A 23,796-nucleotide genomic window follows, 5' to 3' on the forward strand; every position below is an offset into this window, starting at 1 on the left:
TCAGACTATATCAGCAGTGTTGTCACCGGCTCACCCGCCTGCATCCGCTCCGCGTCCTCGCGCACCGCCACAAAGCAGTCCGCCGCCGCCGCGCTTGCCAGGTCGCCCGAGCCCTGCCATGCCATCCGCCGCACCACCGTGCCGTCGACACTGCCTTCCCGGCGTGCGGGAAGAAACCGCGTCAGTCCCGGCTTCACGACAATCTCTTCCGCCAGCCGCGCCATCCCGAATGCCGGCTCGTGCCGGTTCTCTCCCGACAGCGCCGCCAGCATCGGCGCGGCGAACAGGGCAAAGGTCACCATCGTCGACAGCGGATTCCCCGGCAGTCCAAAGAAATACTGCTTACCCTTCGCTCCAGGCAGCCTTCCAAAGACAACCGGCCTGCCCGGCTGAATCTTCACTCCGGTAAAAAGGAACTCCGCATCCAGCGCCAGCAGCGCCTGCTCCACAAAGTCGAACCGCCCCATCGAGACGCCGCCCGTCAGCAGAATCAGCTCGCATCCCATCGCGCTTTCAATCGCTCGCCGTGTTGCCTCCGGATCATCCGGCACAATCGGCAGCACCGGGGTCCCCGGCGCACATGGTGTTGGTGCGCTGGGGTGGAGCCCCACCGGCTCACCGCCCCGCGTCATAACCTGCGCCGCCAGCGACCAGCTGTTCGAGTTGCGAATCTGCCACGCCTGCGGCTGCTCCTCCGCCTCCACCAGCTCATCGCCGGTCGCCAGAATCGCCACGCGCGGCCTCGCAAACACCTCCGGCTGCGTTACGCCGCATGCAGCCGCAGCGGCAATCTGCGCCGGTCCCATCCGCACTCCGGCAGGCACCACCACAGCGCCCGCACGGGCCTCCGCTCCCTCCGGAACGATATTCTCTCCGCTCGCCGGCTCTCGCCCCGGCATCACCTGAATCGTCCCGCCTTCCGCGATCACATGCTCGACCATCACCACGCAGTCGGCTCCCGCCGGTACCGGCGCGCCCGTCATGATCTCTGCCGCCTCACCCGCATCCAAACGCGAGCCCATCCACATCTCACCGGCGCGCACCAGCCCCATCACCCGGAGCCTTATCCCCGGCTTCGTCAGATCGGCAGCGCGGCAGGCAAATCCGTCGCGCGTCGAGCGGGGAAACGGCGGCTGATCCCGGTCCGCGTCTATCGCTCGCGCCAGAACACGTCCCGCCGCATCGCGCAGCGCCACGCGTTCGCTGCGCAGAGCCTCGCCGTCCTTCACCCTGCGCGCCTCTTCGGCTACAACCGAAACCGCCTCGGCATAACTCAGCACAATCGATCGAGAGCCACTTTGCACAGCGTCGATTCTCGCAGAAAACAAAAGCGCCGTCCGTGGACGGCGCTCTCGTTCAGCCCCTGTTGCGAGCCCAGTCAGTAGAACAGGATCAGTGCTTCCTGCCGGCCTTGTAGCTCGTTTGCTGCTTTTCGCCGAAGCTGGCAAGAATCTGCTGTACCTCCGGAGCGAACTGACCATTCGGAGCGACCTCCAGATACTTCTGGTAAGCCGCGATGCACTCCGGCGGAGCCGTCACCTTCTGGGTCTTCGGATCGACCGTCGCCTGGTTCACCAGTGCCTGTCCCTTCAGGTAGTAGGGAATCGGCCGGTTTGGATCGGCGGCAATCGCCTTGTCCGCCGCCGCCGCCGTCAGATCCGGCTTGCCGAGCTGGCTGAAGACGATGGTCTCGTTCTGGTAATACAGACCCGCGTCCGTCGGATTGATCTTCGCCGCGGCATCGTAAGCGGCCTGCGCCTCAGGAGTCTTCCCGATCCGCGCCAGCGACTCGCCCAGACTGTCGCCCGCGCTGCCTTCCAGCTGCGGATTCGGCTTCTTCGTCGCCTGATCCAGATCGATCGCCTTCTGCAGCGAGGTCACCGCGTCGTCATACTTCTTCAGACCCTTCTGCGCCACGCCCAGCTCCACCCACAGCACCGCCGCATCCGGCTTCGCCTGCGTGTCCTTCTGCATCAGCGCCTCGGAGGCCTGGAAGTTCTTCGCCTGGTTATCGTCGCGCGCCTGCTTCAGGTCCGCGTTCAGGTTCTTGATAACCGAGTTTTCCTTCATGATCGCCGAGTTCTTCTTCTTGAATTCCTCGATCTGCTTCTGCTGCTCCGGCGACAGGTTCTTCAGGTACTCCGGCCGCGACATATCGAAGTCCTGCTGCACATCGGCGCCCGCAGCGACCTTCACATCCGGAAATTCATCGACGACCTTATCCTGCGGCGTGTCCGGATTCCGGTAGATCACCGCATACGTGCCCGCGGCAACGCCGTCGCCCGTATAATTGCCGTTCGCGTCCGTCTTGAAGGAGTACTTCGCGGTCTTGCCGCCATCCTGCGACAGCGACACCGTGCCGTTGGCCAGCGGAACGCCCGTCGGGTCCTGCACATGGCCATGAATCTTCGCCGTCTGTTCCTGCGCCGTCATCGGCAGCGCGGCTGAAAGAAGGGCCGCCAGTGCAATGGCCAGCCGGAATCTTGTCTTTCGCATCATCATTCTCTCCCGGAACTCCGCGCGTCTTTCGTTCTGTCGCGGTTCCTTTCCCTGTAGTTGAGTCATCCCCCGGACGGCTCCAGCTGCCGCCGGAAATCCTGAAGGTTTCGTACCGCATACGGAATCGGATCTTCCGCTCCCGCCTGGGCAAATGCGCGCAGCCGCAGCACGCAGCTCTCGCACTCGCCGCACGCCTCCCGCGTGCCGGAATAGCACGACCACGTTAAATGGAGCGGAGCCCGCAATTCAAGGCCCAGAGCCACGATCCCGCTCTTGCGCATATGGATGAGCGGAGTCTCGACTTCGATGTCTCCATTCCGCGTTCCCGTGCGAATCAGCTGCTGAAAGGCCTCGTAATATGCCGGCCGGCAGTCCGGATAACCGGAGCTGTCCTGCTCTACCGCGCCGATAAAGATCTTCTTCGCCTCCAGCACCTCCGCCCAGCTCACCGCCGCGGAAAGAAAGTGCGCATTGCGGAAAGGCACGTAAGTGACTGGAATCTCTGAGCCGATCGCGGCCTCCGCCGACGCCTTCGGCACCTCGATCTTCGTATCCGTCAGCGCCGAGCCGCCGATGGTGCGGAACAGGCCGATCCGCAGGTGCAGAAAGTCCTCGAGCTGCAGCGCTTTGGCCACGTCCAGCGCCGCCCTCAGCTCGCGCTCTTCGGTGCGCTGCCCATAGCTGAAGTGGACCGCGTACGCGTCGTAATCCCGCGCCGCCAGCGCCGCGCATACGCAGGAGTCCATGCCTCCGGAGAGACAGACGACGGCGCGCGTGCGGGGAGTGGACATCTTTCTCTATCGTATCGCGAAGCCCGGAATAGCATGCCCCAGGGCAAAGATCAGGGCCGATGGCCGGGGAGACGCATCCATTTCAGATGTGTGCCCAGCTTTTCAAAGGCAGGATCGGCAGACACCAGGGTGGCCTTCCGGCCGATGGCAAGAGCCGCCGCGTAGCTGTCTGCATAGCCCAGTTTGTAGCGGTGTTTCAGCCCAGCCGCTTCGAGCGCCTGATCCGCATCAGCGGGAACCATGTACACGAAATTACGAAGTGTGCCGATATAGGTGGCTGCGGTGGATTCTCCGGCTGTCTTCAGGAGTGTGTAATAAACCTCTCCGAGGTTGATTACGGACATAAACAGATGTGTACTCCCCATCTGTGTCTGCCGTATCAGCTCCTGTACCTTCAGGCTACCGCCCGCCTCATCGCCCGCGAATTGCCGGATGACAGCATTCGCGTCGAGGACATACTCCCTGGCTGCCGCTTTCGGCGATCTCACAGGTGTTTAAATTTCCGTTCTTCCAGAAGACGCTCCGCTTCGCGTTCTTTCTGAAGAGTCTCTTCCAGGGGATAGTCCTTCAGTGAGCCATGCAGTGCCAGAAGAGAGTCGACATGATGCGGCTCGATGACCAGACGCCCATTTTCTTCATGAAAGGTTACAGACGTGCCCTCTTTCAGCCGGTACTTCTTTCGCAAAACAGAAGGGATGACGATCTGTCCTTTGGAGCTGACCACTGCATGAGAGCGCATATTTCTTACCTCAGGTAAGAAATAGTATACATCGCTGCCTTCTGGCTTTACAGAAGGAGCTTCCGCTCGGTCAGATCCCACTGCCCGAGAGGATAGTCCGCACAAGCCTTTTTGTGTGTGGATCGACATATCCCCTGCCCCATGTCATTCCGAGCGAAGCTGAGGGATCTGCGTTTCCTCCCGGGTGACCCGAAATCCCGGATAGTCGAAATCCCGGATAGTCCGAAACCCCAGGGGCCCCGGCATCCATCCGGAAACCCGCTCATCGCCCGCTCTGGCCAGCCCACCATCCATCGAACGCCTCGAGCGCCCGCTCGCACTGCATCCGGTGGCGCTCTTTCTTGTCGCGAATGCGCTTCCGCGTCTCCTCGTCCAGCGGAACCAGCAGATCGAAGGTGATATTCGCCGGCTGAAAGTGCTTCGCCTCGGTCTTCGTAATATAGTTCACCAGCGATCCCAGCCCTGTCTCGCGGGGAACCGGCATCACGTCCTGCCCCTGCGCCGCGCGCGCGGCATATACCCCCGCCAGCATCCCCGTCGCGATCGATTCCGTGTACCCCTCCACGCCCGAGATCTGCCCCGCAAAGAAGATGCCCGGATACTCCCGCAGATACAGCCGCTCCGCCAGCACCTGCGGCGCGTTGATGTACGTGTTGCGGTGGATCTGTCCGTAGCGCAGAAACTTCGCCTGCTCCAGCCCCGGAATCATCCGCAGAATCCGCGCCTGCTCGCCATACTTCAGGTGATTCTGAAAGCCGACTAGGTTATACGAGTCCGCCCGCAGATTCTCGCAGCGCAGCTGCACCACAGCATGCGGCGTCTTTCCCGTCCGCGGATCGCGCAGCCCCACCGGCTTCATGCAGCCGAAGCGCAGCGTATCGCGCCCCCTCCGCGCCAGCTCCTCAATCGGCAGGCAGCCCTCGAAGTAGTCCAGCTTCTCCCACTCCTTCTCCTGCACCGTCTCCGCCGTCACCAGCGCGTCGTAGAAGCGGTCATACTCTTCCTTCGTGAAGGGGCAATTGATGTAGTCCGCTGTGCCCTTGTCCCAGCGCGCCGCAAAGTACACCCGCTCCTTATCGATCGAGTCCGCCTCGACAATCGGGCTGATCGAGTCGTAAAACGCCAGGTGCCCGCTGCCCGTCAGCCGTCCAATCTCCGCCGACAGCGCCGACGACGTCAGCGGCCCGCTCGCAATCACCGTAATGCCGTCCGCCTCATCGAGGTGCGTCACTTCCTCGCGGTGTACCGTAATCCGCGGCTCCTGCTCGATCCGCTCTCCGATCCGCCGCGAAAACTCCACGCGATCCACCGCCAGCGCATGCCCTGCCGGAACCGCGCTCGCATCCGCGCACTCCAGCAGCGGCGATGCCGCCCGCCGCATCTCCTGCTTCAGCAGCCACGGAGCCGTGTTCTCGCTCTCCGACTTCAGCGAGTTCGAGCACACCAGCTCGCCGAAATCCGCCGTCTCATGCGCCGGCGTCGAACGCACCGGCCGCATCTCGTACAGATCCACCTCGACACCCATCCGCGCCGCCACCAGAGCCGCCTCCGGTCCCGCCAGTCCGCCGCCAATCACCCGAATCCGTCCGCTCATCCCGCGTTTGTCCCGTCTACCGCTTCGTCCACCGTCTCACCCATTCCAGCCAGCGCTGCAATATCCGCGCCTGTCACTCGCATACCCCGCCACTCGCTCAGCATCTTCGCGCCGATGCTGTGATAAAAATCGATCGCCGGCTGGTTCCACTCGAGCACCGCCCACTGCAGCCGCGCGCACTTCCGCTCGACCGCAACCCGCGCCACCCGTGCGAGCAGCGCCTTTCCAATCCCGCGCCCGCGAAACTCCGTCTTCACAAACAGATCTTCCAGGTACAGACTTCCGCCCTGCCACGTCGAATAAATCGGAAAGAACAGCGCAAACCCCGCCGCAACACCTTCGTACTCCGCGATCAGGCACTTGAAGCAAGGCTCTGCGCCAAACCCGTCCTGCATCAGTTGCGCCTCAGTCATCTCGACCGAGTCGGGCTCGCGCTCATATACAGCCAGCGCATGAATCAGATCGAGCATCAGCGGAACATCCTCCGCCGCGGCGGGACGAATACGGATCGGCATCGCAGTCATAGAATCTCTTCCGATTATAGAAACCGCCGTGCTCCTCAGCCCCGCCTCGCCCGCGAATTGCTTTGCGCCCCGCTCTTCGATACCGTACTCTCGTCGCAGTTCGAATTCCGTTGAGGGATTGCCGCACGCCATGAAGCCTCTGTCACCGCTCGACGCTCTTCAACCCGCCTTCGCGCGCACTCTCTCCGTCCTCGGAAAGCCCTTCCGTTTCTGGTTCTTCGTCAAAATCGCTCTGGTCGCCGCCCTCACCCAGCCCAGCTTCTTCTCCGTCATCGTCAGCTATCCGCTGCAGGCCGTGCAGTTCGCCGTCGCCGGCCGTCTGCCGCACCGCCGGCCCACGTGGGGAGCCGCCTCCAGCTTCGCCGGCACATCCGGCGCCTCCGCCTCCGTCTTCGCCATCAGCGCGTTCATCGTCATCGCCCTCATCGGACTCGTCATCTGGGTCGTGATCAGCTATCTCTACTGCCGCCTGCGCTTCACTCTCTTTGACCTCGTCGTCTACCGCCACGGCAAAGTCGGCGAGGGATGGTCGAAGTACGGCCGTCAGTCCTGGCGTTTCTTCGGCCTCATCCTTCTCGTCTCGCTCGTCTTCCTGCTCGCAGCCGCCGTCACGGCTGGCCCGATCATCATCCACATGATCGCCTCGCTCCACGGCATGACGCCGGAAGATATCAGCGCCAATCCCTTCGTCATCTTCGGGCACATGCTGCCCCTGGTCTTCATCCTCTTCGCCCTGGCGCTCCTCTGGTCCATTGCCGACGCCATCATGCAGGACTTCCTCCTGCCGCCCATGGCCATCGACGACGCTCCGCTCGAGTCCGCCTTTGCCCGTTTCTTCCGCCTCTTCGGCGACCGCCCCGGCTCCGTCCTGCTCTATCTTCTGTTGCGCTTCGTCATCGCTCTGGGACTCTCCTGGGTGCTCATCATGGCCGCCATGATCGTTCTCGTGCTCTTCGGCCTCGGCGGCGGCGGCCTCGGCTTCCTGCTCTGGCACGCCCTCTGGCACACAGGGCTCGCCGGACAATCCGTCTTCGTCGCTTACTGCATCGCCGCCGGACTGCTCTTCCTGGTCCTTTATCTCCTTGCCATGGTCTCCATCTACGGTTCAGTCGCCGTCTTCAAGGAGTCCTACGCCGTATATTTCTTCGGCTCACACTATCCCGAGCTCGGCAGCCGCCTCGACCCGCCCTCTGAAGAAGACCTCGTCGGCGTCCGTCTTCCCGTACCCCTGCCGCCGCTCACCCCACTGCAGGAGCCGCCGCCCCTCTGGTGAGCAGACGCCATCCTGCTCTGTCGGCTTCCGCGGGGCTCAGGCGCTCCAGGGATTGAGAAGTGGAACGCCGGCCGCGGCAAAGTGGCGTGTATTGCACGTCACCAGCGTCAGCTTTGCATTGGCTTTGTATCGGGGCACGGCTTCACAGCCTGCGGAAAAACTCTGTTTTGTATCAGGGCATGACTTCAGTCGTGCCGTAAGTGGCTGAAAAATATGCCCGGGCTTCAGCCCCTGAAGCACTCCTTTGCAAACTGAGACACTATCAAAATTCCATCTCGCGTCCGGAAGCAAATTCCCGATTCAGATGCAAAATGCCATCTCCGAAGAGATGGCATTGGGTGATTCACGAAGTTCGAAGATTCAGACGGAGAGCTTGCTTTGTGCCTCATGCCCCGCCGACATCTTCCTCGCCATCGCCGGAAGCCCGAAGGCCAGCCCTGCCACCAGCGCGGTCGACAGCAGATCGTTGCGATAAAACGGCATCGCCGCCGTGTAGCACGCCGCCAGACCGGCCAGCGTGTGCGGATACATCGTCGCCACCGATCCGATCCACACCGCGTAGTTGCTCACCACAAAAAACGAGGTCGAGGAGAGCGCCACCGCGCCCGCCACGCGTCCTGCCGAGACCTTCTTCGCCAGCAGAATATGCCCCAGCACCACCACCGCCGCATACCACACCCACGTCACCAGATAGCTGCTCGTGTGGAAGGGGTAGTTATACGCATACACCGTCAGGTAGTAATCGGTCGCCATCAGCGCCAGCACCGGCCACATCGCCTGCCGCAGCGGCCGCCGCGCCCCGAAAAACAACAGGGAGCCGCCCACCGCGGTGAAGTTCAGCCATTCATGCGGAATCACGCGGCTCAGTACGGCCAGAACAACCAGCAGATATGCGGACATAGATACCTCCGGTTCAGGATATCAGGGCGTCCCGGACACAGCTCACGGCATTTACGCCTTTCTGATCCCTGATCCTGCCTTACTTCTGCTCCCGCCCGCTCATGAACATGCCTTCGATCTCATTCCCCGCGCCCACGTACGTCCATGCGCTGAGCGGCGCTCTGCGATCTGCTTTTTCCGTGTCCGATGAACGAACCCCTCCATCCGCAAACCGCAGATCGCGGAACTCCACCGTGTGCCAGCCCGGCTGCGGATCTTCCGTTACTCCCGGCGCCATCTCGTCTCCCATGTCCTGCGTCAGCGGCCACGACGACCAGTCCAGATACACGCGCCCCAGATACGACTGCTTCGCCGCCGCCACCGCCGCCGTCACCGGAGGCTTATAAATCCGGTTCGAATACGCGTCCGTCTGAACCCGGTTGTGCAGCGTTCCCACCTCTGCCGTCTGGTAGTAGTCCTGCGTCTCCATCAGGGCATGCCACGCAAACGGATCGGCCATGTGCGGCTCCGCCGCCACGCGCAGCACCGGCTCACTCGTCAGATCGCCGTTCCTCACCATCTCCATCGCGTGCGCATGCTCGGCATTCCGAATGCCCCACCAGATCACCACAAAGCTCAGCGCGGCAATCGCCCAGCCCCGTCCGCGAAACGGCTTCTTCCTCGCTCCGATCTCGCGATCCGTCAGCCCGAAGATCCACGGCATCACCAGCGCCAGCAGCAGCGCCAGAAAGATTTCAGGGTCGAAGATGAAGACGATGCTCCACGCATGCCAGTGTGCGTCGAAGGGAAAGAACGGTCGAATACCGTAATTGTTCGTAAAGTCCAGCAGCAGATGGCTCAGGTCCGCGATCAGCGCAAACAGCCAGATCAGAAACCAGCGCGGCGCAATCGCCGGAGGTTTTTTCCGCCAGCGGTGGACCAGCCACACAAATCCCGTCGTCACCAGCGCAATCACCGGCGCAAACACCAGCGTGTGCGTAATGCCGCGATGGTGCTCGAAGCCCGCCACCGGCCCGTGAAAGCCCCACAGAACATCCAGGTCCGGCGCCTCCGCGGCCAGCGTCATCGCCAGCGTGGCATAGGCAGTCTTCCGATTAAAGCCCGAGCGGCCCAGACAGGCCCCGGTCAGAAAATGAGTAACTGGTTCCATAGAAATATCGGATCAATCGTCGGGAAAAAAGTCGGATCAAGTATCAGATCGTTGCGCCGGCCCGGACTACGGCCCAGACTACCTGCACCGCGCCCGACGCCGCAAACAGAAACGCCGCGGCGCACCGCGGCATTCTGCTCCCGCCCGTCTGTTCTCAGACCAGTTTTGCGTCCAGAACGATCTCCGTATTGCCATGGAAGAGCCGCGAGATCGGGCAGCCGCTCTTCGCATTCTGCGCCGCCGTCTCAAAGGCCGACTCGGTCGCGCCCGGAACCTTCGCGCGCGTCGTCAGATGGATCGACGTAATCGTGAACCCCGCGTCCGTCTTCTCGAACTTCACCACAGCCGTGGTCTCCAGAGACTCCGGCGTCAGGTTGGCATTGCCAAGCTGCGCGCTCAGCGCCATCGTGAAGCATCCGGCGTGCGCCGCCGCAATCAGCTCCTCGGGGTTCGTGCCAATCCCGTTTTCAAACCGTGTGCTGAAGGAATACTGCGTCTCTTTCAGAACTCCGCTTGCTGTTGAGATAACGCCCTTGCCATCCTTCAGGCCACCATTCCACACAGCGCTGGCATTGCGCTCCATAAGCCCTCCTTTTCTTCTGATGAGGTTCTGTGTTTTGCCGGATTGCGACAGTCGGCTCCGGCCTCTGTACGGGTATGATGCGTCCGTTGACCCACCTCATCATACTGCGAACCGCGGGCCGGTGTTGTTTCACAGGGATCAAACCCAGGCAAAGGCCCTTCTCACCGCCTCAAAACGGCGGTAGGCTTGCAAAATGCAGTCTGAAACCGACCATCTCAGCGCAAAGGAGCCGTCACCGGTCCCTCCCATCCTCGCCGAGCCCTCCGAACACCACTCCGTCTGGTGCCCCAACTGCTCCTCGCGCCTCGACGGACACCGCTGCAAGCTCATCTGCCGCTCCTGCGGCTATTACCTCAGCTGCGCCGACTATTATTGAGCTGGCTTTGAGACTATTTCAGTAATTCTCTTTCACGTCGACGGAGCGCTTCGAAGCATGCTTCACCGTCCAGCAACTTTACTTTGCCGCTTTTGATCTCGTTATAGCGGCGGCCTAATTTTTCTCGCACATGGGCCAGTTTCTCGAAGTAGCCAGATATCGCTTCTTCGATGATCTCCTCCGGGGTGCGGCTGGTTTCAGCGGCCCGCTGCTCGATCTTTGTCTGCAGCTCCGGATTCAGATGCACATCCATAAGCAAAGGCTAGTGACGCCCTCTGCGCAAGTCAATTACGGCTCGCTCTTCTTCCTTGCCGCCGCAAACTCATCTCCCGGCTGCCAGCCCACCGTCTGCGGTGAAGACGAAGCCTGCCACCCCAGCAGAAATCCGAACCGCGCCATCTTCGCATCGCCGCGAAAATCCATCGACGCCCGGTACTCATCCGACGGCTGATGATAATAGTGATCCACAAAATCCTCCGCCTGCGCCACGCCCCACGCCGCGTCGTGCCCCTCAAACAGCGTCCCCTGATCGATCGAGAACGAAGGAATCCCCACCCGCGCAAAGCTGAAGTGGTCCGAGCGGTAGTAGTGTCCTGCTCCCGGAAACTGATCCGGCTGAATCGTCAGGTCGAACGCCTTCGCCGTAGCCTCCACCACCGGATAAAACGTCGTCCGCTCCGCGCCGCTCACATCCACCGCCATCGGTATGCCAATCGGATTCAGCATGTCGTAGTTCAGGTCGAGCGCAATCTGTCCCGCCGGAACCGGAGGATGCTCGCCCAGGTACTGCGATCCCAGCAGCCCCTGCTCCTCCGCCGTCACCGACGCGAAGAAGATGCTGTGCGCAGGCTTCGCCGTCGACTGCGACCACGCCCGCGCCAGCTCCAGCAGAATCCCGCAGCCCGTCCCGTTGTCCGCCGCGCCGTTGTAGATCTGGTCGCCCTTAAGACTCGGATCGATCCCCAGGTGATCGTAGTGCGCCGAATAGATCACCGCCTGGTCGTGCTCCGGCGTGCTCTCCGTCCCCGGCAGCTCCGCGATCACGTTGTCCGACACATACCGCCGCACCCGGCTCGAAACGTGCGCCTTCAGCCGCACCGGCAGCTCCACCGCGTGAAAGCCGCGCTTTCCTGCCGCTTCGATCTCTTTGTCCACATCCAGCCCCGCCGTTGCCAGCAGCTTTCGCGCCACATCGAGCTGAATCCAGCTCGCCGCCCGCAAAGTCGCCGTCGCATCGTCCGCCAGATACGACTTCTCCACCGACTGCGAATTCTCGACCACAGACCAGGGATAGCTCGCCAGATCGGTGCGATGAATAACCAGCACCCCCACCGCGCCCAGCCGCGCCGCTTCCTCGTATTTGTAGGTCCAGCGGCCGTAGTAGGTCATCGTCTTTCCCTTGAAGAACGCCGGATCGTCCGACAGCGGCTCGTTCACGATCACCAGCAGCACCTTGCCCTTCACGTCCACGCCCGCAAAGTCGTTCCAGTGATACTCCGGCGCATCGATCCCATAGCCCGCAAACACAATCGGCGCGTCGATATCCGCCGACTCCTGGCCCGTCTCGTCCTTCGTCACATAATCGGCGCCATAACGCAGATCGATCGGAGCACCGACCTTCTCCGGCACAAACGAAAAGTGCGTCTGATCCTCATTCGTGTGCACCGCATACAGCGAGACCTTCTGGAAATACGTCCCGTCATCGCCCGCCGGCTTCAGCCCGTCCAGCGCAAACTGCGTGGCGATGTATGCGGCCGCCAGCTCGCCGCCGCGTGTCCCCGGTCCGCGTCCCTCCAGCAGATCGCTGGCCAGGAATTTCACGTGCGCCCGAATCTTCTCCGGATCGATCGACGCCGCGGCCACTTCCGCGCCTCGCGGCACGCCCGCAATCGCCGGCACAAAGGCTGGAGGCGCAGCACTCCTCTGTGCCGCCGCCGGCAGGCATGCAAACAGCACCATCATCAGACCGGCAGCAGATCCGGCAGCAATACGAACCATCTTTCTCCTCTCGCCGCGGCCGCAGACAAAAGCCGCGTTACAGCACAATCCTGTCCGTCGATTCCTCAAGCGCATGCAGCGGGCCCGGGCCGTCATACCCCGGCATCACCTTCAGCCGCTTCAGAATCTTCCGCGACAGCCCGGTCAGCGGCATCTCCATCAGCATCCGCGCCGCAATCCACTCCCGCGTATTCTCCGTCCCGGCCAGCTCCCGGCTCTGCTGCGCGTTCAGCACAAAGACCGAGACATAGTAATTCGTGTTGGTGATCGAGTGCCGCACCGTCAGCGCCGGAGCATCCTCCTGCGCTGTCTTCGCCTCGATCTCCGGCAGCTCCCACATCCCTGCCATCAGCGACGCATCCGCCGGACGCTGCTCCAGCAGCACCTCCGTCTTCGGCCACGCCTTCCTCCGGAACAGCCCGTATGCCATCTCCCGGCTCCGCATCTTCTTCGCCGGAGCCGTCACATGCTCCCCGCGTGTCGCGCACCCCTCCTGCACCGGACACCCCAGGCACAGCGGTCCCCGCGGCAGACACATAGTTGCCCCCAGCTCCATCATCGCCTGATTGAAATCCGCCGGCCGCTCCGGATCGAGCAGCCGCGCCGCCTCTTCCTGAATCCTCGTCTTCAGCGCGCGGCTCTCTTCCTCTTCGCTCTGCCCCATGTAGCGGATCAGCACCCGCTCCACATTGCCGTCCACCACCGCCGCGGCCTCTCCGAAGGCGATGCTGGCAATGGCTGCCGCCGTATACTCGCCCACCCCCGGCAGCTCCCGCAGCCCGGTCACAGTGCGCGGAATCTGCCCGCCGTGCGCCATAATCTGCTTCGCCGCCTGGTGCAGCATCCGTGCCCGCCGGTAATAACCCAGCCCGCTCCAGTGCGCCAGCACCTCGGCCTCATCGGCCTCCGCCAGCGCGGCCGCATTCGGAAACCGCTCCATAAACCGCGTGTAGTACTCCAGCACCGCGGCCACCCGAGTCTGCTGCAGCATGATCTCCGATACCCAGATCGCCCACGGGTCCGCCGTGCGCCGCCACGGAAGATCGCGCGCGTTCTCTCCGTACCAGGCAAGCAGCCCGCGCCGGAACTCGTCTACTCCTGGTCCGCTCTCCATCCCAGCATTCTAATGCGCAGTCCCCGGCCGCCCCTGGTGCAGGCAGACCTCGCGCCCCTGCTACCCTGAGAAAGCAGCCCTTATGGATCGCACCGCTCAGCTCGACTTCATCCGCCGTCTCCCCAAAGCCGAGCTGCATCTGCACCTCGAAGGCGCCGTCTCTCCCGAAACCCTCGTCGAGCTCAGTCTCCGCCACGACGCCGGCTCCCTCACCCTCGACCAGGCGCAGGCCCTCTGTCGCTACACCGACTTCTCCGGCTTCATGATGGCCTTCAAGGCCGTCACCGAGCGTCTCCGCACCCCCGAAGACTACGAGCTCATCACGTATCGCATGCTCCGCCGCCTCGCGCAGCAGGGCGTCGTCCACGCCGAAGCCTACGTCTCCGTCGGCGTCGTCTACTACTGGCGCCGCATCGAGTTCGAGCCCCTCTTCGCCGGCATGGAGCGCGCCCGCCTCCAGGCCGAGCATGACTTCGGCATAACCCTCTCCTGGATCTTCGACGCCGTCCGCCACTTCGGCCCCGAAGAGGCCGCCAAAGTCTTCCGCAAAGCCGCCGAGATGCAGCGCAGCCACCCCTCCATCGCCGGCATCGGCATCGGCGGCGACGAGCGCCGCACCGGAGCCGAGCCCTTTCGCGACCTCTACGCCGAAGCCCGCGACGCCGGTCTCCATCTCACCGCCCATGCCGGAGAAACCGTCGGCCCCGAAGGCATCTGGGGCGCGCTCAACATCGGAGCCGAGCGCATCGGCCACGCTCTCTCCGCCATCCACGACCCCGAGCTCATCGAGATCCTCGCCCACCGCCAGGTGCCGCTTGAAATCTGCGTCACCTCCAACCTCCGCACCGGCTGCTGCCTCCACATCGAGGACCACCCCCTGCGCCGCTACTTCGACGCCGGCCTCATGGTCACCCTCAACTCCGACGACCCTGTCCTGTTCGGCAGCGACCTCGAAAGCGAATACCTCCTCGCCGAAGAGCAATTCGAGTTCACGCAGGAACACCTCCGCGAGCTCGCCGCCAACTCCATCGAAGCCAGCTTCCTGCCTCCCGAGCGCAAAATCGTCCTCCTCCAGCAGATCGAATCCATCGCCTGATCCGCGCTTCTGCGTTTTTCTTCTGACTCCCGGGTGCCCCATCTTCGCGCAGCTAAGGTGGGAAGCGAAAAGCGGGAAGCCTCACCGCTTTGTATCAGGGCACGGCTTCAGCCGTGCCGAACCAGCCTCAAAAACCAAAGGGCTTCAGCCCCTGTGCGACATAGCCACGGAACAGTTCTCGTCTCGCGCCAGCGAGACCGGTAGAAGCACCGGGCTTCAGCCCGGTGAATAAAGGACCAAAGGAAAAGGGGCTTCAGCCCCGGCTCCGCCAAAACACAAAATCACCCGGGTGTCCCATGTCCGGATTTTCGGACATGGGAATGAATATTCTTTCCATGTCATCCCGACACCCTCCCCTTGTCATCCCGAGCGAAGCGCGAAGCGCGCAGCGGAGGGATCTGCATTCTCTTCCCATTGAAGAATCCGGGCGCCCCACCTTCGCGAACCGGGGTCCCCGGCGCACGCGGTGTTCGTGCGCTGGGGTGGAGAACCGGGGTCCCCGGCGAACAAAGTTCGCTGGGGCAGGAAGCTAAGGTGGGAAACGAGGCGAAAGATGGGAAGCCTCACCGCTTTGTATCAGGGCACGGCTTCAGCCGTGCCGAACCAGCCTCAAAAACCAAAGGGCTTCAGCCCCTGTGCGACATAGCCACGGAACACTTCTCGTCTCGCGTCAGCGAGACCCGTAGAAGCCCCCGGCTTTAGCCGGGGGCTTCAGGGCACGAGAAGGAAAGGGGCTTCAGCCCCGGCTCACGCTTGTCATCCCGTATCCTCCAAAAATCTGCACGCCCAATTCACTCACAGCAAAACTTCGCCGATAAACCCTCTGCACAGTCTCTTATGAGCTGCGCTATCATGGACCCATGAAGCGTCGAAAAAAGTGCAGACTTTTCGGCTTCAAAAGGAAGGCTGCAGTGAGTGCTCTGCCTGTGTCTCTCAACATCTCCGAAGACGAATCCTCCGTCGTTCTGCGTGCGGTTGGATGGGCCTCCGTCGCCCTCGGTGTGACGGCCCTCAGTCTTTACATCGGCCGCGAGCTGCGCGCGCGCTATAAGTTCAAACGCCGCACTCCGTCAGACTTCTACTCCCACGCCGGTGACGAATTCCCGACCGAATACGGAATGGGGATCTGACCTCGGTCAGGCCGCTCTCCGGCCCCGCGCTCCTGCTCTGATTCGGACCCGGCAGAGAACCCTGTCAAGCCGGCTTGCCTGTCGGCTCTCCGTGTCCTGCTCACGATGCAGGTCTTGCCGGAGAAAAAATCTGGCATGAAGTTTTCATCCCATCGCTAAAATCGAGATAGAGAATCAAAAAAACCTGCCTCTCCGGCAGGTTTTTTCTTTTGCGAAAGGGTGCGGAGTATGACAGAAAAACCAGAGCAAACCCCAGCCTCCGCAGACGGACGGCCTTGCGGCAAAGACGGCTGCGAATCCCGCAAAGACAGCCGTGAACCTCGCATCGGCGGCCTTCTGCCTGGTGCCCTGTTTTCTGTCATCTGCGTCTCTTCACGGCCGGGTATGCGGCATCGGCAGCCGCATTTGCCGCATGGCAGCCGTGAGCGAAGTGCTTTGCCGTCCGTCAGATACCGGGGATATCGTTTACGCTTCCGATGAGGTCCGCTGAAAACAAAGCACTTCCGGAAAATCGGCCTGTTTTTTTGAAGCCTTCTGCGCAAAGGCAAAAGGCTCCGGAACCAATCTCAGATCGCTCCGGAGCCTTCGGTTGAACGAGTGAATTGCGGTCTTACCGCTGGTTCGCCAATCCGCGCAGCACGTACTGCAGAATGCCGCCGTTCTCGTAGTAAAGGATCTCCTGCGGCGTATCGATGCGGACCTTTGCCTCGAACTCCTTCACCTTGCCGTCGGGTGAAGTTGCCTTCACCTTGAGCGTGCGGCCGCCGGAGAACTTCGAATCGAGCAGCACCTTCAGGCCGGTGAAGTCGAAGACCTCTTCGCCCGTCAGCCCAAGCGATTCGACGGTCTGTCCTTCGGCGAACTGCAGCGGGAGGATGCCCATGCCGACCAGGTTCGAGCGGTGGATGCGCTCGAAGCTTTCGGCGATGGCGACGCGAATGCCCAGCAGCTTCGGTCCCTTGGCTGCCCAGTCGCGCGATGAGCCGGAGCCGTACTCCTTGCCGGCGAGAATGACCAGAGGCACATTGCGCTCGGCGTACTTCACCGATGCGTCGAAGATGCTCATCTGCTCGCCCTCGGGCAGCAGCCGCGTCACGCCGCCTTCGGTGCCCGGAGCCAGCTTGTTGCGCAGACGAACGTTGGCGAAGGTTCCGCGGACCATGACTTCGTGGTTGCCGCGGCGCGAGCCGTAGGAGTTGAAGTCGGCAGGCTTGACGCCGTGCTCGACGAGATACTTGCCGGCAGGGCCGTTCTGCTTGATCGAGCCTGCGGGCGAGATGTGATCGGTGGTTACGGAGTCGCCGAGGACGGCGAGCACGCGCGCACCGGTGATATCCGCGACCGGAACGGGTTTTGCAGGCATGCCGTCGAAGTACGGAGCCTTGCGGATGTAGGTGGAGTCGCCTTCCCACTGGTAGACATCGCCGGTGGGGAACTGCAGATGCTGCCAGTTCTCATCGCCCTTCGTGACGGTCGCATACTCCTTCGTGAAGATGCCGGAGTCGATCGACGAAGCGATGGTGTCGGAGACTTCCTTCTGCGACGGCCAGATGTCCTTGAGGTAAACGGGCTGGCCGCTCTTGTCCCTGCCGAGCGGCTCGCTGTCGAAGTTGTGATCGATGCGTCCGGCGAGGGCGTAGGCGACGACCAGCGGCGGCGACATGAGGTAGTTGGCGCGAACGTCGGAGTTGATGCGGCCTTCGAAGTTGCGATTGCCGCTCAGCACCGACACGGCGACCAGACCGTGATCGTCGATGGATTTCGAAACGTCGCTCGGCAGCGGTCCGGAGTTGCCGATGCAGGTGGTGCAGCCGTAACCGACGACGTTGAAGCGCAGCTTGTCGAGGTAGGTCAGCAGCCCGGCCTTTTCGTAGTAGTCGGTGACGACACGCGAGCCCGGCGCGAGCGATGTCTTGACCCACGGCGGCACCGCCAGGCCCTTCTCGACGGCCTTCTTCGCCAGAATGCCGGCTGCGACCATCACCGACGGGTTCGAGGTGTTGGTGCAGCTCGTAATGGCGGCGATCACGATCGAGCCGTGGTCGAGATACTTGTCCACATCGACGTGGAAGCGTTCTTTGATCGACGTGGTCGGCCCTGTTTCATGCACGCCCTGCGCGGCTTCGGGATTATCAGACGGATGTCCGCCTTCACCCTCCCACCGAACCACCTGGCGCACGCCGTTCGAGCTGGCGTTCGGTCCAAGCAGATTCGGAAGCTGCTTCCTGAAGCTTGCTCCCGCTTCCTTGAGCAGCACGCGGTCCTGCGGGCGCTTGGGACCGGCGACGCTGGGCTCGACCGTCGCCAGGTCGAGCGAGAGGGTCTGGGTGTATTCGGCTTCGGGCGAGCTTGCGCTGTGGAACATGCCCTGCTCTTTGTAATACGCCTCGACGAGCGCGATCTGCTCTTCGCTGCGGCCGCTGAGGCGCAGGTAACGCAGCGTCTCCGCATCGACGGGGAAGATGCCGCAGGTTGCGCCGTACTCGGGCGCCATGTTGCCGATGGTGGCGCGGTCGGCGAGGGGCAGCTCGCTGATGCCGGGGCCGTAGAACTCGACGAACTTGCCGACGACGCCGAGCTTGCGCAGCGCTTCGGTGACGGTGAGAACCAGATCGGTTGCGGTCGCGCCTTCGCGCAGCCTGCCGGTGAGCTTAAACCCGACCACCTGCGGCACCAGCATGGAGACAGGCTGGCCAAGCATGGCGGCTTCGGCTTCGATGCCGCCGACGCCCCATCCGAGGACGCCGAGGCCGTTGATCATGGTGGTGTGGGAGTCGGTGCCGACCAGCGTATCGGGGTATGCACGGAGCTTGCCATTGACTTCGGTGGTGAAGACCACGCGCGCCAGGTATTCGAGGTTGACCTGATGGCAGATGCCCATGCCGGGAGGCACGGCGGAGAAGTTGCGGAAGGCGTCCTGTCCCCACTTGAGGAAGGCGTAGCGCTCGCGATTGCGCTGGAACTCGAGCATCGCGTTCAGCGAGTAGGCATTGTTGGTTCCGTACTCGTCCACCTGCACGGAGTGGTCAATAACCAGTTCTGCGGGTTGCAGCGGGTTGATCTTCTGCGGATCGCCGCCGAGCTGCTTCATGGCGTCGCGCATGGCAGCGAGGTCAACGATCGCCGGGACGCCCGTGAAGTCCTGCATCAGCACGCGGGCCGGCATGTAGGCGATTTCGCGGGAGGGCTCGGCCTTCGGGTCCCACTTTGCAAGGAACTCGATGTCGTCCGCCGTGACGCTGCTGCCATCCTCATAACGCAGCAGGTTTTCGAGCAGAATGCGCAGGCTGAAGGGCAGCCGCGACAGGCTTACGCCATTCTTTTCGAGCGCGCTCAGGCGAAAGATCTCATACGATTTGCTGCCGGATTTCAGCTCAGACCGGCTGCCAAAACTGTTCCCAGTGTCAGACATGGGTGTTCCTTCCTTTTCCAGGCTAAACGGACACAGCTCATCGCTCACGCCGTATCGGATTCATGGCGGCGGAGCGCATACAGATGCAGGCTAATGCTGCGGAGGGGCGCTCGTCTATGCGGCGAGCGAGGCGGCGATGCGGCCGCGGTCAGGGTGCCCGCGGCGAAAGCGCTTGAGAGGAGGAGAAAGCCGGAAGGTATTCATCGTCCTGACCAGTATTCTAGAGCAAATGCAGCCTCTGTCATACACTGCGTGGAATTCCGGAAATTGCTATAACAATAGTAGAAGAAGAGAGATCGATTATGCCCCACATGGTGTTTTGCGCCCGCTACAAGCAGGAGCTCGAAGGCCTCGACGAGCCGCCCTTCGACAGCGACTTTGGCCACAAAATCTACAACAGCGTCTCGAAGAAAGCCTGGCAGGAGTGGCTGGAGCATCAGAAGATGCTGCTGAACGAATATCGCCTGCAGCCCTGGACTCCCCAGGCGCAGGAGTTTCTCGTCGAACAGATGACGCAGTACTTCTTCGGCGAAGGAGCCTCGCTCCCGAAGGAATACGTTCCGCCCAGCCACTAAGCAGGTGAATGGTCATTCCGCCGAAGCAGCCGCTCAGACGGCTGCGCGGCGGGGGGATAAGCGGAATTGCAGTGAGCGCCATGCCGGGCCAGTCAGACTGCCGGCTGCTCCGCTGTCGTCTTCTCCCTTAGCCGGTTCAGTTTTCCGTTCCGCAGCTCAAACACCTCGCCCCGCCAGACGACCGTGTGCGCGGCAAAACTCCATGCCCAGATGCCCAGCGCCAGCAGGTCGCGTACCGGCAGCAGCCACAGGTCTCGTAATACCTGCCGGTCGTTCAGCAGGCCAGTCCCCACACTGAGCGCCACCAACACCCGTGTCGGCAGCGCCAGGCAAAGAAGAGCAATCGAGGGCAGGTTCGCTCCAGATGCGATCAGATTCAGAAGCGCCCACGCCAGCCCGTAACTGAACGCCAGTCCGGCATAACCCCAGCGGCGCGAATCGCGCACCCCGCGCGCCCAGCGCAGCTGATGGTCCAGAAACTGCCGGAAGCGGTACGCCGGAACAGACGTCTCCACGACCTCATCGCTCAGTTGTACAGAGAATCCTGCCTCGGCAATGCGCCGTCCCAACTGGTAGTCGTCCGCCAGATAATCGGCCAGCGGCGCCAGCCCTCCGGCAGCTTCGAGCGCTGCGCGGGAGCAGGCCAGCGTCGATCCCAGTCCGAAGCGGATCTCGCCGTCCAGCAGCAGGGCAGTAAAGACCCCCGGCATGAAATCGGTGGAAATGCCGAGCGCCTCGATCTTTGAGCCGAGCGTTCCATGTGCGCGTCCGCGGTACGGTGCAGTCACCATGCCCACCGGCTCGCGGCCGCTGGCTGCTCCGAAAGTCGCAAGGATGCGCGTCAGATAGCTCGGACCCACGCGGATGTCGCTGTCATTGATGACCACATAGTCGTGGCGGGCGTGAGGCAGCATCTGCGTCAGATTGCTCACCTTTCCGTTCGCGCCCAGCACCTCCGGGCAAACGATCAGGCGAATGCTGTGCTCCGGAAACTCGGCCTCCAGCCTGCGCACAGCCGGCATGGCCGGATCGTCGAGGCTGGAGACGCCGAAGAGAATCTCATATTCTCCCGCGTATTGCTGGCGGCAGTGGCTGGCAAAGGCCTCATACATCTCCGGATCGAGCCCCTTTACCGGCTTCAGAATGCTCACGCCCGGAGCAAAATCCGGTACCGTCTGGCTGCTGCGGCGCAGAAAGGCGCGGGATGCCCACAATGCAGTCAGGAAATATCCCAGACCTGCCAGTGTGAACAGGAGAGTAACGGTTTCTACTGCAGTGGCGAAGAAGTACATCCGCCATCAGTGTACTGATTTCATGCCTTGAAAAGCCTTACAGGAGGCGCGTATCTCCCGTGCGCGGCCTATTCGTAGCGCAATGCCTCGATGGGATCGAGATTTGCAGCCTTCCACGCCGGATAGATCCCGAAAACCAGACCAATTCCACAGGAAACGATGAAGGCAATCACCGTCCAGAAAGCAGACATAGAAGCAGGGAAATCGATACCGTAGCGAATCGCCAGCGTCAGCAGCGCCCCCAGAATAACGCCGATTACCCCACCCAGGGCGCAGAGCGCGATAGCTTCCACCGTGAACTGAACCAGCACCTTTCTCCTGGTCGCTCCAATAGCCTTCCGCACCCCGATCTCGCGCGTTCGCTCCGTGACCGAGACCAGCATGATATTCATCACCCCGACCCCCCCCACCATCAGGCCCACACTGGAGACCGCGAACATAAAGATCACAAGTCCGGCGGTGATTTGCCCCCAGAGGCGGGTAATGGAATCCGGGCTGAAGATCGCAAAATCATCATCCTTCTCGACGCGCACGCGGCGGCGCTCACGAAGAAGCGTCCGTAATTCCTCTTCAACGATGGAAGCATTCTTTGGATCATCGTATTTGACAGTGATCCAGACATCTTTTTGCTCGGGATGAATCTTTCGAAAAGTGCTGAGCGGAAAGATCGCTTTATTGTCCTGAGGGTTCTTCCCTCCGCCAAAAAGCTGCTTCTGCTTATCGAGAACGCCAATTACCGTGAAGATGTCACCATCGATCTCGACTTCCTTGTTGATAGGGTTTTCGTTGTCAAAGAGTTGCTTTGCCGCGTCGTAGCCCAGAACCGTGACATTTGACCGTCGGAAGTCATCCGCTTCATTGAACATGCGCCCGGCAATCAGATCAAAATCATTGGTAATGTTGACCGTCGGCGAATCGCCTTCAAGAATCGTGTGCTGAATCTTGCGCCCCTTGTATTTCACCGCCACATTGCCGAGATTCAGATCGTAATTGGCATATTGAAGCGCAGGATTGACGGCGACGACATGCGGAAGGGTGCGCATGGCCTCCGCATCATCGAAAGTGAGTTGCTTTCGAGCCAGCATTTCAGTCGTCGGACGCACGCCAATGACGGGAAAGCGAAAGCACCAGAAAACATTCGTGCCAAAAGAGCGGGCCAGAGCCTCGACTCGATTATTGACGCCGTTAATCAGAGACGAAATGGTGATGACGGTAGCAACGCCAATGACAACACCAAGAATCGTAAGTCCGGAGCGTAGTTTATTGCTGCGCAGCGTTTCGAAGGCCATCCTGACCGACTCACGCGAATCGCTGATACTCATAATCTGCTCCTACATCTCCGAGCGCAGGGCCACAATCGGATCGAGCATGGCGGCCTTGCGTGCGGGATAGACTCCGAAGAAAATACCGACTCCGCCGGCTACGAAGAGCCCCAGCAGCACGGACCAAAGCTGAACAGAAGAGGGCCAGCCAATCGCATACGTAACGGCCTCGGCCACGCCTGCGCCACCGGCCACTCCAATCAGGCCGCCAACCAGAGACATCGTGGCTGATTCGATCAGAAACTGAAGCATCACATCGTTACGCCGCGCACCGAGCGCCTTGCGTACGCCAATCTCTCTCGTGCGCTCAGTAACCGAGACCAGCATGATGTTCATGATCACAACACCGCCAACCACCAGAGAGATCGAAGCAATTCCCACCACAACCGTGGCGAATGTCGTGGTCAGCTGTTTCCAGAGGCTAACGAAAGTGTCATTGGTCGAAATAGCAAAGCTGTCATCGGCGCCAGGCATATCGTGACGCCGGGCGCGCATCAGAGCGCGAACTTCATCGATGGCATTGTCCAGAGCCCCTGAAGCGGTACCTGCTTTCGCGTAGATGTCGACGCTCTGATGTTCGCCATGGGTGTGCATGTATGTGGAGAGAGGGATGTCCACATAATTGTCCTGGCTTTGTCCAAGCGTCTTGCCCATCCGCTCTCCGACACCAACGACGGTATAAATCTCGCCGTCAACCCGGATCTCTTTGCCTACAGGGTCGGTGTTGGGCAGCAGATTGTCCACAATGTCGTACCCGATAACTGCGACATGGGTGCCATGATCATCATCGGACGGAGTAAGCGACCGGCCCTGCACCACATTGAGGTTGGTCATCTCCGGCATGTTCGATGTCCAGCCGTTAATCGATGTGTTCGTGCTCGACTGCTTGCCGGATACGACTTTGCCCGTACTCGATATCTGTGCCCCAATAAGAATGCAGCGCGTGCAGGTTTGCTCGAGGTATTGATAGTCCTCGAAGGTAATATCTTTGCGTTTCTGATATTTCAGGTAGTCTTCCCCACTGAAAATGACGGAAGGCATCTTCGTCACAGTCAATGTGTCTGATCCGTATCCTGAAATCTTGGTGGCCACAAAACGATTCGCACCATTGACCAGAGTGATGACGGCGATGACAGACGCGACGCCGATCACAACGCCAATCAGCGTGAGTACCGTACGCAGCTTGTTGGCCCACAAAGACTGAAGCGCGAGCCTGACCGCTTCTTTGAATTCCATACGGTGAGACGCCTGATCCTCGGAGGATTAGTTTATCCGGTTCCCGCCTGGACAGTTTCGATTTGTTCTGACCGGCGGTTATCCGCTGCGGATTGATTCCGCAGATCAGGAATACGCATTCTGAGGATCGGCGGTTCCGCAGTAGCCGAGTCTTTCTGAACGGTGAAAGCAAATCGTATAAAGTCGAAGACA

22 protein-coding genes are annotated in these 23,796 nt (G+C 61.5%); 5 read left to right on the top strand and 17 right to left on the bottom strand.

What is annotated here, in order from left to right:
• Positions 1–5: 5 nt before the first annotated feature.
• From D0Y96_RS15730 to D0Y96_RS15760, 7 genes are all read right to left on the bottom strand, one after another.
• On the bottom strand, positions 6–1,304 hold the full coding sequence (locus D0Y96_RS15730; RefSeq protein ID WP_350449095.1) for a molybdopterin molybdotransferase MoeA: 1,299 nt from the start codon (positions 1,302–1,304) through the stop codon (positions 6–8).
• Between the two features lie 88 nt (positions 1,305–1,392).
• Positions 1,393–2,496, bottom strand: coding sequence for a carboxypeptidase regulatory-like domain-containing protein (locus tag D0Y96_RS15735; RefSeq protein ID WP_117301961.1), 1,104 nt, complete (start codon positions 2,494–2,496; stop codon positions 1,393–1,395).
• A gap of 65 nt (positions 2,497–2,561) precedes the next feature.
• Positions 2,562–3,290: a 7-cyano-7-deazaguanine synthase QueC gene (gene queC, locus D0Y96_RS15740; RefSeq protein ID WP_117301758.1), complete on the bottom strand. Its 729-nt coding sequence runs from the start codon at positions 3,288–3,290 to the stop codon at positions 2,562–2,564.
• A 50-nt stretch (positions 3,291–3,340) separates the two neighbouring features.
• On the bottom strand, positions 3,341–3,778 hold the full coding sequence (locus D0Y96_RS15745; protein ID WP_117301760.1) for a type II toxin-antitoxin system VapC family toxin: 438 nt from the start codon (positions 3,776–3,778) through the stop codon (positions 3,341–3,343).
• The gene (locus D0Y96_RS15750) at positions 3,775–4,158 is read right to left on the bottom strand and encodes an AbrB/MazE/SpoVT family DNA-binding domain-containing protein (RefSeq protein WP_117301763.1); all 384 of its coding nucleotides are present in this window, start codon (positions 4,156–4,158) and stop codon (positions 3,775–3,777) included. Before D0Y96_RS15750 ends, D0Y96_RS15745 begins: the two co-directional genes overlap by 4 nt.
• A gap of 133 nt (positions 4,159–4,291) precedes the next feature.
• Positions 4,292–5,623, bottom strand: coding sequence for a methylenetetrahydrofolate--tRNA-(uracil(54)-C(5))-methyltransferase (FADH(2)-oxidizing) TrmFO (gene trmFO / locus D0Y96_RS15755; RefSeq protein WP_117301765.1), 1,332 nt, complete (start codon positions 5,621–5,623; stop codon positions 4,292–4,294).
• Entirely contained in the window at positions 5,620–6,147 is a 528-nt protein-coding gene (locus D0Y96_RS15760) for a GNAT family N-acetyltransferase (RefSeq protein ID WP_252263829.1), read from the bottom strand. The genes trmFO and D0Y96_RS15760 overlap by 4 nt, the downstream gene beginning before the upstream one ends.
• 130 nt (positions 6,148–6,277) lie before the next feature.
• Here D0Y96_RS15760 and D0Y96_RS15765 point away from each other — a divergent pair, with 130 nt between their 5' ends.
• A complete protein-coding gene (locus D0Y96_RS15765) occupies positions 6,278–7,420 on the top strand; it encodes a DUF7544 domain-containing protein (RefSeq protein WP_117301767.1) in 1,143 nt (380 codons plus the stop codon).
• 360 nt (positions 7,421–7,780) lie between these two features.
• Here D0Y96_RS15765 and D0Y96_RS15770 read toward each other — a convergent pair whose 3' ends face one another.
• From D0Y96_RS15770 to D0Y96_RS15780, 3 genes are all read right to left on the bottom strand, one after another.
• Complete coding sequence (locus D0Y96_RS15770; protein WP_117301769.1) at positions 7,781–8,320, bottom strand: DUF6580 family putative transport protein; 540 nt, start codon at positions 8,318–8,320, stop codon at positions 7,781–7,783.
• 79 nt (positions 8,321–8,399) lie between these two features.
• Positions 8,400–9,470, bottom strand: a complete 1,071-nt coding sequence (locus D0Y96_RS15775; protein WP_117301771.1) for a metal-dependent hydrolase — start codon at positions 9,468–9,470, stop codon at positions 8,400–8,402.
• A gap of 154 nt (positions 9,471–9,624) precedes the next feature.
• Positions 9,625–10,053 carry an OsmC family protein gene (locus tag D0Y96_RS15780; protein ID WP_117301773.1) on the bottom strand — a complete coding sequence of 143 codons (429 nt, stop codon included), beginning with the start codon at positions 10,051–10,053 and terminating at the stop codon, positions 9,625–9,627.
• Positions 10,054–10,246: 193 nt separating this feature from the next.
• On the opposite strand from D0Y96_RS15780, the gene D0Y96_RS15785 reads away from it, so the two are divergent.
• Complete coding sequence (locus tag D0Y96_RS15785; RefSeq protein ID WP_117301775.1) at positions 10,247–10,429, top strand: hypothetical protein; 183 nt, start codon at positions 10,247–10,249, stop codon at positions 10,427–10,429.
• Between the two features lie 13 nt (positions 10,430–10,442).
• Here the strand turns inward: D0Y96_RS15785 and D0Y96_RS15790 are convergent, their stop codons facing one another.
• Genes D0Y96_RS15790 through D0Y96_RS15800 form a run of 3 tightly spaced genes read right to left on the bottom strand, consistent with a single transcriptional unit; the run spans position 10,443 to position 13,541 of the window.
• Positions 10,443–10,682, bottom strand: a complete 240-nt coding sequence (locus D0Y96_RS15790; RefSeq protein ID WP_117301777.1) for a ribbon-helix-helix domain-containing protein — start codon at positions 10,680–10,682, stop codon at positions 10,443–10,445.
• A 35-nt stretch (positions 10,683–10,717) separates the two neighbouring features.
• Complete coding sequence (locus D0Y96_RS15795) at positions 10,718–12,427, bottom strand: M28 family peptidase (protein ID WP_252263830.1); 1,710 nt, start codon at positions 12,425–12,427, stop codon at positions 10,718–10,720.
• Between the two features lie 37 nt (positions 12,428–12,464).
• The gene (locus D0Y96_RS15800) at positions 12,465–13,541 is read right to left on the bottom strand and encodes an A/G-specific adenine glycosylase (protein WP_117301779.1); all 1,077 of its coding nucleotides are present in this window, start codon (positions 13,539–13,541) and stop codon (positions 12,465–12,467) included.
• An 82-nt stretch (positions 13,542–13,623) separates the two neighbouring features.
• Between D0Y96_RS15800 and add the strand changes: the two genes are divergently transcribed.
• Both add and D0Y96_RS15810 read left to right on the top strand, forming a co-directional pair.
• On the top strand, positions 13,624–14,637 hold the full coding sequence (add, locus tag D0Y96_RS15805; RefSeq protein ID WP_117301782.1) for an adenosine deaminase: 1,014 nt from the start codon (positions 13,624–13,626) through the stop codon (positions 14,635–14,637).
• 911 nt (positions 14,638–15,548) lie between these two features.
• Complete coding sequence (locus D0Y96_RS15810) at positions 15,549–15,767, top strand: hypothetical protein (RefSeq protein WP_199480374.1); 219 nt, start codon at positions 15,549–15,551, stop codon at positions 15,765–15,767.
• A gap of 610 nt (positions 15,768–16,377) precedes the next feature.
• Here the strand turns inward: D0Y96_RS15810 and acnA are convergent.
• A complete protein-coding gene (gene acnA, locus D0Y96_RS15815; protein ID WP_117301785.1) occupies positions 16,378–19,179 on the bottom strand; it encodes an aconitate hydratase AcnA in 2,802 nt (933 codons plus the stop codon).
• A gap of 302 nt (positions 19,180–19,481) precedes the next feature.
• Here acnA and D0Y96_RS15820 point away from each other — a divergent pair, with 302 nt between their 5' ends.
• A complete protein-coding gene (locus D0Y96_RS15820) occupies positions 19,482–19,754 on the top strand; it encodes an oxidative damage protection protein (protein ID WP_117301788.1) in 273 nt (90 codons plus the stop codon).
• A gap of 92 nt (positions 19,755–19,846) precedes the next feature.
• Here D0Y96_RS15820 and hpnI read toward each other — a convergent pair whose 3' ends face one another.
• From hpnI to D0Y96_RS15835, 3 genes are all read right to left on the bottom strand, one after another.
• Complete coding sequence (gene hpnI / locus D0Y96_RS15825; protein ID WP_117301790.1) at positions 19,847–21,046, bottom strand: bacteriohopanetetrol glucosamine biosynthesis glycosyltransferase HpnI; 1,200 nt, start codon at positions 21,044–21,046, stop codon at positions 19,847–19,849.
• A gap of 68 nt (positions 21,047–21,114) precedes the next feature.
• Positions 21,115–22,368 carry an ABC transporter permease gene (locus tag D0Y96_RS15830; protein ID WP_117301793.1) on the bottom strand — a complete coding sequence of 418 codons (1,254 nt, stop codon included), beginning with the start codon at positions 22,366–22,368 and terminating at the stop codon, positions 21,115–21,117.
• A gap of 9 nt (positions 22,369–22,377) precedes the next feature.
• Entirely contained in the window at positions 22,378–23,604 is a 1,227-nt protein-coding gene (locus D0Y96_RS15835) for an ABC transporter permease (RefSeq protein ID WP_117301795.1), read from the bottom strand.
• Between the last annotated feature and the right edge of the window lie 192 nt (positions 23,605–23,796).

Source organism: Paracidobacterium acidisoli, assembly GCF_003428625.2.
GTDB lineage: Bacteria > Acidobacteriota > Terriglobia > Terriglobales > Acidobacteriaceae > Paracidobacterium > Paracidobacterium acidisoli.

What these genes read in the sequence shown, in the direction of transcription:
- D0Y96_RS15835 (WP_117301795.1), bottom strand. Translation starts at nt 23,604, where the DNA reads ATGGAATTCAAAGAAGCGGTCAGGCTCGCGCTTCAGTCTTTGTGGGCC.
- acnA (WP_117301785.1), bottom strand. Translation starts at nt 19,179, where the DNA reads ATGTCTGACACTGGGAACAGTTTTGGCAGCCGGTCTGAGCTGAAATCC.
- D0Y96_RS15800 (WP_117301779.1), bottom strand. Translation starts at nt 13,541, where the DNA reads ATGGAGAGCGGACCAGGAGTAGACGAGTTCCGGCGCGGGCTGCTTGCC.
- D0Y96_RS15780 (WP_117301773.1), bottom strand. Translation starts at nt 10,053, where the DNA reads ATGGAGCGCAATGCCAGCGCTGTGTGGAATGGTGGCCTGAAGGATGGC.
- D0Y96_RS15760 (WP_252263829.1), bottom strand. Translation starts at nt 6,147, where the DNA reads ATGACTGCGATGCCGATCCGTATTCGTCCCGCCGCGGCGGAGGATGTT.
- D0Y96_RS15770 (WP_117301769.1), bottom strand. Translation starts at nt 8,320, where the DNA reads ATGTCCGCATATCTGCTGGTTGTTCTGGCCGTACTGAGCCGCGTGATT.
- hpnI (WP_117301790.1), bottom strand. Translation starts at nt 21,046, where the DNA reads ATGTACTTCTTCGCCACTGCAGTAGAAACCGTTACTCTCCTGTTCACA.
- D0Y96_RS15785 (WP_117301775.1), top strand. Translation starts at nt 10,247, where the DNA reads ATGCAGTCTGAAACCGACCATCTCAGCGCAAAGGAGCCGTCACCGGTC.
- D0Y96_RS15795 (WP_252263830.1), bottom strand. Translation starts at nt 12,427, where the DNA reads ATGGTTCGTATTGCTGCCGGATCTGCTGCCGGTCTGATGATGGTGCTG.
- D0Y96_RS15735 (WP_117301961.1), bottom strand. Translation starts at nt 2,496, where the DNA reads ATGCGAAAGACAAGATTCCGGCTGGCCATTGCACTGGCGGCCCTTCTT.
- trmFO (WP_117301765.1), bottom strand. Translation starts at nt 5,623, where the DNA reads ATGAGCGGACGGATTCGGGTGATTGGCGGCGGACTGGCGGGACCGGAG.
- D0Y96_RS15820 (WP_117301788.1), top strand. Translation starts at nt 19,482, where the DNA reads ATGCCCCACATGGTGTTTTGCGCCCGCTACAAGCAGGAGCTCGAAGGC.
- D0Y96_RS15830 (WP_117301793.1), bottom strand. Translation starts at nt 22,368, where the DNA reads ATGAGTATCAGCGATTCGCGTGAGTCGGTCAGGATGGCCTTCGAAACG.
- add (WP_117301782.1), top strand. Translation starts at nt 13,624, where the DNA reads ATGGATCGCACCGCTCAGCTCGACTTCATCCGCCGTCTCCCCAAAGCC.
- D0Y96_RS15790 (WP_117301777.1), bottom strand. Translation starts at nt 10,682, where the DNA reads ATGGATGTGCATCTGAATCCGGAGCTGCAGACAAAGATCGAGCAGCGG.
- queC (WP_117301758.1), bottom strand. Translation starts at nt 3,290, where the DNA reads ATGTCCACTCCCCGCACGCGCGCCGTCGTCTGTCTCTCCGGAGGCATG.
- D0Y96_RS15775 (WP_117301771.1), bottom strand. Translation starts at nt 9,470, where the DNA reads ATGGAACCAGTTACTCATTTTCTGACCGGGGCCTGTCTGGGCCGCTCG.
- D0Y96_RS15750 (WP_117301763.1), bottom strand. Translation starts at nt 4,158, where the DNA reads ATGTCGATCCACACACAAAAAGGCTTGTGCGGACTATCCTCTCGGGCA.
- D0Y96_RS15765 (WP_117301767.1), top strand. Translation starts at nt 6,278, where the DNA reads ATGAAGCCTCTGTCACCGCTCGACGCTCTTCAACCCGCCTTCGCGCGC.